This is a genomic window from Bacteroides intestinalis (genome assembly GCF_003464595.1).
Lineage (GTDB): Bacteria > Bacteroidota > Bacteroidia > Bacteroidales > Bacteroidaceae > Bacteroides > Bacteroides intestinalis_A.
Map to the genome: position 1 here is coordinate 139,168 of NZ_QRZF01000014.1, position 8,637 is coordinate 147,804.

The following is an 8,637-nucleotide window of genomic DNA, read 5'->3' on the forward strand; positions in this document are numbered from 1 at the left end:
GACTATGGGAGCTACAGAAAACAACGAATTGGAACACCAAATAATTGAAACAGCCAAACAACTTTTTATAGAAAAAGGGTTTGCCGAAACCAGTATGAGCGATATAGCCGCAAGAGTTGGAATAAACCGCCCTACCCTGCATTACTATTTCAGGACAAAGGACCGTATGTTTCAGGCGGTATTCGGCTCGATAGTGATGACATTATTGCCGAAAGTGCAGGACATCATAAAGCAGGATCTACCGTTCATAGACCGCATAAACAGGATATTGGATGAATATGTAACGCTTTTCACCGAAAACCCGGACATTCCCAGGTTTATATGTGGAGAAATTCAACGTGACATAGATCATCTATTCGCAACAGCAAAAGATATGCAGTTTGATAAAATTTTCCTGGTTATAAAGGATCGTATGCTTCAGGAGATGGAAACCGGAAAGTTAAAGAAAGTACCTATCCATACCGTTTTCATGACTTTCTACGGTCTGCTCACTTTCCCTCTGCTTGCAAAGAATCTGCTGACGCACATATTCCTGAATGATGAAGCAGATTTTCCAGCTCTCATGATTGAATGGAAACAGTATATCATATTCCATATGGCAAATTTGCTGTACCACGATAAAGAAGGATAGAATAATTCTAAATATCATTAAAAAAGTATGTACCTGATTAGCTTTATCAGTACATTTGATTGTTACTCATATATATAACCCATAAAATATAAGTATGTATGAAAGCAATCCGAATTATTTTTTCCTTATTGCTGATTATGGCAATCAGTATACCGACTCTTTCTGCACAAACTAAGAAAGAAAAGAAAGAGCTAAAGAAACAAGCGGTTGAAAAACTCATCACATCCGGGAAATATAAAATAGATGTGAACCGGGCACTTCCTGCAAGGGGACGGTCTGTGATGCTGACTTCTCCATATTCTGTAGAAATCAGGAACGATTCCATCATATCCCATCTACCTTATTATGGAAGGGCCTATTCAATTCCTTATGGTGGCGGAGAAGGGCTCAACTTCAAAGCTCCACTTACCGACTACAAGCTGGATTGGGATAAGAAAGGAACAGCAAAAATTAAATTCACGGCACGGAGCACGGAAGATAAATTCGATTTTGATATCGATATTTTTAGCAACGGCTCCTCTACCATATTCGTAAACATGCAAAACCGCCAGTCCATCAACTTTCAGGGAGAAGTAGATATGACGGAAAAAGAAATAAAAAAATAAGGTATATAACCTGCCAATGATTACCTTTGTGCAATGACATCCTAAATTTATGTACAAAGAATACCCACCCTGTAGCCTGCTCTCCCCCTATATTGACAAATATTGGGAATTTAGAGGCAATCCCGAATATGGAATGCGCATCAACATACTTCCCGACGGATGCACGGATTTTATCTTCACCCTTGGAGAGGCTACACAGACGGTAGATGGCAGGCTAACCATGAAGCCTTACCGTTCCTACTTCATTGGACCGATGAATAGTTACTCGGAACTGGTAGCTTATGCGGAAACCATTCATATGCTGGGAGTCCGTTTTCTACCTTCCGGATTATCACGTTTCATACAATTACCCCTGCACGAACTAACCAATCAAAGAATTTGTGCTGATGAAGTAACTAACTTCTTCGATGCCTCGTTTGCAGAAAGACTATGTGAAGAGAATAACTTTGGAGACAGAATAAAGATAATAGAAGAATTATTCATCAAGTCTTTATACAAATATGATCTACAGACGGACCCACAGATTGCGTTTGCCATAGAACAAATAAACCGTCATCAGGGAAAACTCCCGGTACAATCATTAGTGGAAGACATTTGTCTATGCCAACGACAATTCGAACGTAAATTCAAAATGAATACAGGATACACTCCCAAAATATACAGCAGAATTATGCAATTCAAGAATGCGGTAGATTTATTGAGGAGTGCTACCTGCGATAACCTGTTATCTACTGCTGTTCATGCAGGATACTATGATGTCCCCCATCTTTCAAGAGAAATAAAAAGGATGTCAGGTAATACCCCCTACTCCTTTCTGGCCCTTCCTTCGCCGGAAGAAGAAGTCACGCTGACTTACGTAGAAGCGTAAATGTCGTTTTTATACAATGAAGGAATATCTCCGGCTACTTATATTTGCACCATTCAATTAACAAAACAGATTAAAAAGATGGAAACACTTGAAAAGAAAGCCGCAGAAATGCTTCAAAAGAGCGAAGTAGTAGTTCTTACCTCTATTAACCAAGAGGGATATCCCCGCCCTGTACCAATGAGTATGGTTAAAGCCGAAGGTATTTCAACCGTTTGGATGTCAACCGGAAACGACTCATGGAAAACAGTTGATTTTCGCAAGAATCCGAAAGGTGGTTTATGTTTCTATGCCCAGGGAGACAGTGTTTGCATGACCGGTGATGTAGAAGTTATCACAGATGCAGACATCAAACAAGAACTTTGGCAAGACTGGTTCATCAACCATTTTCCCGGCGGCCCGACTGATCCGAACTATGTCATATTAAAGTTCAAGGCTAACCATGCCACTTACTGGATAGAAGGAAAGTTCATCCACAGAAAAGTTTAATGAGTATTAAGCTGTGTTCAATAAAAAGATAATCTACCGGAAATTAACTCAATAAAGAATATAAATTCATATATTTGCGTTCACTATAAAACGAACTTATATATGAAAATCAAAACTTTATTATTCCTGTTTATCTGTCTCTCTTTAAGTGCCTGCAAGGATGATGACGATCCAAGTGGTAACGGTGATCGTCCTGATACGCAGGCATGGATAGAGGATACCATGCGCGAACATTACTATTGGTACAATGAAATACCGGCAGCCGGCAAGCTGAATTATGCGAATGATCCGGAAACTTTCTTTTATTCATTACTGTCTGATAAAGACGGGAAAGTTCGTGGGGGCAAACACCAATATTTTTCCTATATCAAAGAACTCACAGGAGGAAATACGCGTAGTACGATAAATGAAGAGTATTCATACGGTTTTGAATTTACAGGTATTTATGCTGATAAAACACATCAGGACATACTTGCGCTCGTATTATATGTAGTGAAAGGTTCGCCGGCTGATGATGCCGGATTGCAACGAGGCGACTGGATTACAAAAATCAATGATGCTCCAGTGACAGATGCTAATTTTGCATCATTATCCGGTGGCGAAGCCTGCTCATTAACAATAGCCAAATGGGACCCGGCAACAAAGAAGTTTGTGCCTCAGAATGAAAAAATAAATTTAGCATCAGCCCGGAAAGTTGAAGATGATCCGGTATATACATGGAATGTCATCGAAAGTCCGGTCAAAAATAAAAAAGTAGGTTATCTGCTTTACAACCATTTCACTGCAGGGAAAAGCGATGATGACACGTCTTACGACGACCATTTAAAATCTCTTTCAGGCTCTGACTTCAACGGAGTGGATGAATTTGTCTTGGATTTACGGTACAACAATGGTGGAGCATTATCTTCCGGTATCTTATTATGTACCATTCTCCAACCGGGAAATCAAATTGGCAGCAAATTAGGTTACCTACAATACAACGATAAACAAAAAAACAAAAAGGTCCAATTTAATACGAACAAGAGTTTACTCGGATCAAACGGGAAAAACCTGAACCTGAAAACACTGTATGTATTAGTAAGTAGTTCCAGTGCATCCGCTTCGGAAATGGTGATCAACTCCCTGGAACCTTTTATGGATGTTGTGGTAATTGGAGAAACAACTGTAGGTAAAAACGTCGGTTCACTGGAATATACAAGCGACGACAAAAAGTGGGAGATGCACCCTATTGTTTGTCAAATATACAATTCAGTAGACTTTACTGATTATGCTGATGGAATAGCGCCGGATGTACAACTTGACGAAGCATTCACATACGTTGATGCTCAAACTGTATCTCCCATTGAAATGTTTCCTTTAGGAGATCCGAATGAACACTTATTTAAAGCTGCCATAGACCTGATTGACGGAAAAACCACCCTTACCCGGAGTATAGATGCACCGGGCACAGTCATTTATAAAAAGGTTCCCGGTAATTCAATAGACAGAAAAGCAACCGGCAGTGTGATTATTAACAAATAATCCGTAAATTTGCAGTCCGAAATTTACAGACTGTAAATCATGCAAGGAACAAAGAATCTGACTAAAGGGCCTATCAATCGCCAGTTATTTAATCTGGCGATACCCATTATGGCTACTTCCTTTATCCAGATGGCGTACAGCCTGACGGACATGGCATGGGTGGGCCGTTTAGGTAGCGAAGCAGTTGCTGCTGTTGGTGCAGTAGGTATACTCACCTGGATGTCCGGTTCCATAGCCTTACTGAATAAAGTTGGTTCTGAAGTCAGCGTAGGGCAATCTATCGGGGCTCGTAGCGAACAAGATGCACGGCAGTTCGCTTCGCATAATATCAGTATTGCCCTGCTCATTTCTGTATGCTGGGCAGCCCTGTTATTTCTATTTGCCGATCCTATCCTGCATATATTCGAACTGAAAGAGCATATCACACAGAATGCCGTAACTTACCTACGTATTGTCTCAACAGGATTACCTTTCGTCTTTTTATCAGCCGCCTTCACAGGAATATACAATGCGGCAGGACGCAGCAAGACACCTTTCTACATCAGTGGTACCGGATTGATAATGAATATCATACTCGACCCGTTATTTATCTTCGGTTTTGGCTGGGGAACAGTGGGTGCAGCCCTTGCCACATGGTTATCCGAAGCTACAGTATTCGGTATTTTCATTTATCAGCTACGGTATAAAGACAATCTGCTGGGAGGCTTCCCTTTTCTTACCCGTCTTAAAAAGAAATACACCCACCGTATATTCAAGCTCGGGCTTCCGGTAGCTACGCTGAATACCCTGTTTGCCTTTGTCAATATGTTCCTTTCACGTACGGCTTCGGAACAAGGGGGACACATCGGACTTATGGCTTTCACTACCGGAGGACAAATAGAGGCCATCACCTGGAATACCTCGCAAGGTTTCTCTACCGCATTAAGTACCTTCATTGCACAGAATTATGCTGCCGGAGAAAAATCAAGGGTAAAAAAGGCCTGGCGCACTACACTCTGGATGACATCCATATTCGGTACCCTATGCTCATTACTCTTCATCTTCTTTGGAAGTGAAGTGTTTTCCATTTTCGTACCCGAACCGGAGGCTTTCCGCGTAGGTGGTGATTTCCTGCGTATAGACGGTTATTCACAGCTCTTCATGATGCTGGAAATTACCATGCAAGGCGTATTCTACGGATTGGGAAGAACAATTCCACCAGCCATCATCAGTATATCGTGCAACTATATGCGTATACCCGTAGCCCTGCTTCTGGTACACATGGGAATGGGAGTAGACGCCATATGGTGGGCTGTAAGTGCAACAACCATTGCTAAGGGACTTATCCTCACACTCTGGTTTATACTTATAAAAAGAAAAATTCTCTAAAAATGGAGAACAAAAGACCTAAACATAACATCAACATAATTGTTATATATCTAACTTTGCATTACAAACATAGTAACATTTTTAAAAGAACAAATTATGAAAAAGATGAAAATTAGTGTACTGCTATTGAGCGGTGCTATATTATTAGGAAGCTGTAGTACAATGAACAATACCGCAAAAGGCGGTGTGATTGGTGGTGGATCAGGCGCAGCAGCCGGTGCTATCATTGGCGGACTTATCGGTAAAGGTAAGGGAGCAGCTATCGGTGCGGCTGTCGGTGCGGCAGTAGGTACAGGTGCCGGTGTTGCCATTGGCCATAAGATGGATAAGAAAGCTGCCGAAGCTGCCAAAATTGAAGGTGCACAGGTAGAGAAAGTAACCGATACCAACGGACTTGCTGCTGTAAAAGTAACTTTCGAATCAGGCATCCTGTTTGGTTTTAATTCATCAGCATTGAGCAATACATCAAAAGCTTCTTTGCGCGAACTGGCCCAGATTCTGAAGGAAGACCCTACAACGGACATTGCTATCGTAGGTCATACTGATAAAGTAGGTACGTATGAGGCTAACATGAAAGTTTCAAAGGATCGTGCATATACTGTAGAAAACTATCTGCAGGATTGCGGTGTTTCTCCTGCACAATTCAAGCAAGTGGAAGGCGTAGGCTACAATCAGTATGATGACAGCATGACAGCCAGTCAAAACCGTCGCGTGGATATCTATATGTATGCCAGCGAACAGATGATTAAAAACGCAGAAGCAGGTAAATAAGCTACAAGATATAAAGCTACGAGCTACAAGTTGCTGCGCTATTAGTCCGAAAGGTACTTGTAGCTTGTAACTCGTAGCTCGTAGCTTGTCGTTACTAACCAACAAAAGCCACGACAATAAATATGAAGAAGGTTTTGCGAATCCTACGCAATCTGATACTCTTTTTCTTTATCTCCACTATTCTCATGGTGGTGATCTATCGTTTTATTCCCGTTTACTTCACTCCCCTTATGGTTATCCGTAGTACCCAACAGATTTTTAAAGGCGAAAAACCGGTCTGGCATCACAGTTGGGTTTCTTTTGATAAAATCTCTCCTCACCTGCCGATGGCGGTAATCGCTTCGGAAGACAATCGCTTTGCTACTCACAATGGTTTCGATTTCATAGAAATAAAAAAAGCTATGAAAGAGAATGAAACACGAAAGCGGAAGCGAGGAGCCAGTACCATCAGCCAACAGACAGCAAAAAATGTATTTCTTTGGCCCCAATCTTCATGGACGCGAAAAGGACTTGAAGTTTACTTCACCTGGCTTATTGAACTCTGTTGGTCGAAAGAACGGATCATGGAAGTATATCTTAACTCTATCGAAATGGGAAAAGGTATTTATGGAGCAGAAGCTACCGCCAAATACAAGTTCCACACCACTGCCGCCAAACTAACAGCAGGGCAATGTGCATTGATTGCAGCAACCCTTCCCAACCCCATACGCTTTGATTCCGCACACCCGTCAGCTTACATCCTGCGCAGACAGTCACAGATATTAAGGCTGATGAAGTTAGTTCCCAAATTCCCTCCGGTAGAAAAAGCAGAAAAGAAAGCAGTCAAGAAGCAGAAGACAGAGAAGAAGAAAAAGAAATAATCTGTGTATATTTGTGGCATTAATATCTACGGAATGAAGAAAGCCTTGCCATTGTTCTTAATTTGCATACTTATCTGTTGTGGAGCACATGCTCAACGTACAGAAGTTTATAATCCGCATATACATACGGTGCAGGTCATCGCTAACAACGACTATATGGCTCCTGCCGTCATCCGGTTGGGTGAAGGTGAAACTGTAGAAATCTCATTCGACCACCTCACGCACGATTACCATCGTTATCAGTATGTCCTCACACATTGCAATGCAGACTGGACCCCGTCCGACCTTTCCGAAACAGAATACCTGGATGGTTTCAATGATAATCCGATAGAGGATCATGATATTTCCGTCAACACTACTCTGCCCTACACACACTATCGCCTGACGCTTCCCAATGACCAGGTACGTCCCAAACTTTCCGGTAACTATCGTCTGTTGGTTTATGATGATGCAGAGGGCAAGAATAAACCCGCTTTCAGCACTTGCTTCCGGATATTGGAGAAAGAGGTAAACATATCAGCACAAGTCAGCAGTGACACAGAGATAGATCGTAACAAGACCCATCAGCAAGTCAGCTTCAGTATCCAGCATAAGGGATATCCCATTCGTAACCCTCAGAATGAAATCAGAGTACACGTTTTACAGGATAATCGTACAGACAACGAAGTTACCAATCTTCAACCTTCTTACGTTGGTCCTGACCAGTTACGCTACGAACATAACCGTGCGCTGATATTTCCAGCAGGAAACGAATACCGCCGTTTCGAAATGGTGAGTACACGATATGCCTCACAAGGTGTGGAAAGTATCCGCTATCATGCCCCTTACTATCACGTCACGCTGCAACCGGACCAGCCACGCCTACTAAATTATAGTTATGACCAGGATCAGAATGGGCGTTTTGTAATACGGTATGATGAGGCGGTGGATAACAATACGGAAGCAGATTACTTCTTTGTACATTTCTCTCTGTTATGGGAGAACCCGCTTACAGAGGGAAAGTTTTATCTGCAAGGAGCTTTCACGTATGATGATTTTAATGAAGAGAATCTGTTGAAATACAACCCGGAGACTCACGCTTATGAGTGTACCCGATTGCTGAAACAGGGAGCATATAATTATCAGTATCTGTATGTAGCACCCGGAAGTACGGTAGGAAGCACCGCACAGGCAGAGGGGAATTTCTATGAAACGGAGAATGAATATCTGATACTTGTTTACCACCGGCCCTTTGGCGAAAGATATGACCGGCTGATCGGTATGCAACAGGTTAGTTATAAATAAGAAGCTACCTAAACAGGTATAAGAAGCAAGCTAAACAGGTATTTACCCAGCACATTTTGCATCTAAACAGTAAGTCTTATTGGGTGTTGACGTTGGTTAACAGGCCTGTCAACGTTGGTTAACAGAACCGTCAACCAACGTTGACAGACCTGTTAACCAAGGTTGGCACCCAATTATTCCTAAGAGCAAACGTTATATTGACTATGCCTGTAAACGGTTTACACTCTCTAATAATCTCTTCCT

9 protein-coding genes are annotated in these 8,637 nt (G+C 41.9%); all 9 read left to right on the forward strand.

The genetic code is table 11. The features are described from left to right. Positions 1–4: 4 nt before the first annotated feature. The 9 genes from DWW10_RS18095 (at position 5) to DWW10_RS18135 (ending at position 8,394) form a co-directional block, all read left to right on the forward strand. On the forward strand, positions 5–631 hold the full coding sequence (locus DWW10_RS18095; protein ID WP_022391907.1) for a TetR/AcrR family transcriptional regulator: 627 nt from the start codon (positions 5–7) through the stop codon (positions 629–631). A 98-nt stretch (positions 632–729) separates the two neighbouring features. Beyond that, the gene (locus DWW10_RS18100; RefSeq protein WP_022391906.1) at positions 730–1,236 is read left to right on the forward strand and encodes a DUF4251 domain-containing protein; all 507 of its coding nucleotides are present in this window, start codon (positions 730–732) and stop codon (positions 1,234–1,236) included. 49 nt (positions 1,237–1,285) lie between these two features. Continuing rightward, on the forward strand, positions 1,286–2,104 hold the full coding sequence (locus tag DWW10_RS18105; protein ID WP_022391905.1) for an AraC family transcriptional regulator: 819 nt from the start codon (positions 1,286–1,288) through the stop codon (positions 2,102–2,104). Between the two features lie 78 nt (positions 2,105–2,182). Then, positions 2,183–2,590, forward strand: a complete 408-nt coding sequence (locus DWW10_RS18110) for a pyridoxamine 5'-phosphate oxidase family protein (protein ID WP_021967793.1) — start codon at positions 2,183–2,185, stop codon at positions 2,588–2,590. Between the two features lie 102 nt (positions 2,591–2,692). Next, positions 2,693–4,111, forward strand: coding sequence for a S41 family peptidase (locus tag DWW10_RS18115; RefSeq protein WP_118421565.1), 1,419 nt, complete (start codon positions 2,693–2,695; stop codon positions 4,109–4,111). Between the two features lie 39 nt (positions 4,112–4,150). Next, positions 4,151–5,479 carry an MATE family efflux transporter gene (locus DWW10_RS18120; RefSeq protein ID WP_022391903.1) on the forward strand — a complete coding sequence of 443 codons (1,329 nt, stop codon included), beginning with the start codon at positions 4,151–4,153 and terminating at the stop codon, positions 5,477–5,479. Between the two features lie 96 nt (positions 5,480–5,575). Further along, entirely contained in the window at positions 5,576–6,250 is a 675-nt protein-coding gene (locus tag DWW10_RS18125; RefSeq protein ID WP_007663451.1) for an OmpA family protein, read from the forward strand. A 122-nt stretch (positions 6,251–6,372) separates the two neighbouring features. Then, the gene (gene mtgA / locus DWW10_RS18130; RefSeq protein ID WP_022391901.1) at positions 6,373–7,110 is read left to right on the forward strand and encodes a monofunctional biosynthetic peptidoglycan transglycosylase; all 738 of its coding nucleotides are present in this window, start codon (positions 6,373–6,375) and stop codon (positions 7,108–7,110) included. Positions 7,111–7,143: 33 nt separating this feature from the next. After that, the gene (locus DWW10_RS18135) at positions 7,144–8,394 is read left to right on the forward strand and encodes a type IX secretion system plug protein (protein WP_022391900.1); all 1,251 of its coding nucleotides are present in this window, start codon (positions 7,144–7,146) and stop codon (positions 8,392–8,394) included. Positions 8,395–8,637: the final 243 nt, after the last annotated feature.

Excerpts from the sequence above, each read along its gene's own strand:
- DWW10_RS18095 (WP_022391907.1), top strand. The coding sequence starts at position 5 with ATGGGAGCTACAGAAAACAACGAATTGGAACACCAAATAATTGAAACA.
- DWW10_RS18100 (WP_022391906.1), top strand. The coding sequence starts at position 730 with ATGAAAGCAATCCGAATTATTTTTTCCTTATTGCTGATTATGGCAATC.
- DWW10_RS18105 (WP_022391905.1), top strand. The coding sequence starts at position 1,286 with ATGTACAAAGAATACCCACCCTGTAGCCTGCTCTCCCCCTATATTGAC.
- DWW10_RS18110 (WP_021967793.1), top strand. The coding sequence starts at position 2,183 with ATGGAAACACTTGAAAAGAAAGCCGCAGAAATGCTTCAAAAGAGCGAA.
- DWW10_RS18115 (WP_118421565.1), top strand. The coding sequence starts at position 2,693 with ATGAAAATCAAAACTTTATTATTCCTGTTTATCTGTCTCTCTTTAAGT.
- DWW10_RS18120 (WP_022391903.1), top strand. The coding sequence starts at position 4,151 with ATGCAAGGAACAAAGAATCTGACTAAAGGGCCTATCAATCGCCAGTTA.
- DWW10_RS18125 (WP_007663451.1), top strand. The coding sequence starts at position 5,576 with ATGAAAAAGATGAAAATTAGTGTACTGCTATTGAGCGGTGCTATATTA.
- mtgA (WP_022391901.1), top strand. The coding sequence starts at position 6,373 with ATGAAGAAGGTTTTGCGAATCCTACGCAATCTGATACTCTTTTTCTTT.
- DWW10_RS18135 (WP_022391900.1), top strand. The coding sequence starts at position 7,144 with ATGAAGAAAGCCTTGCCATTGTTCTTAATTTGCATACTTATCTGTTGT.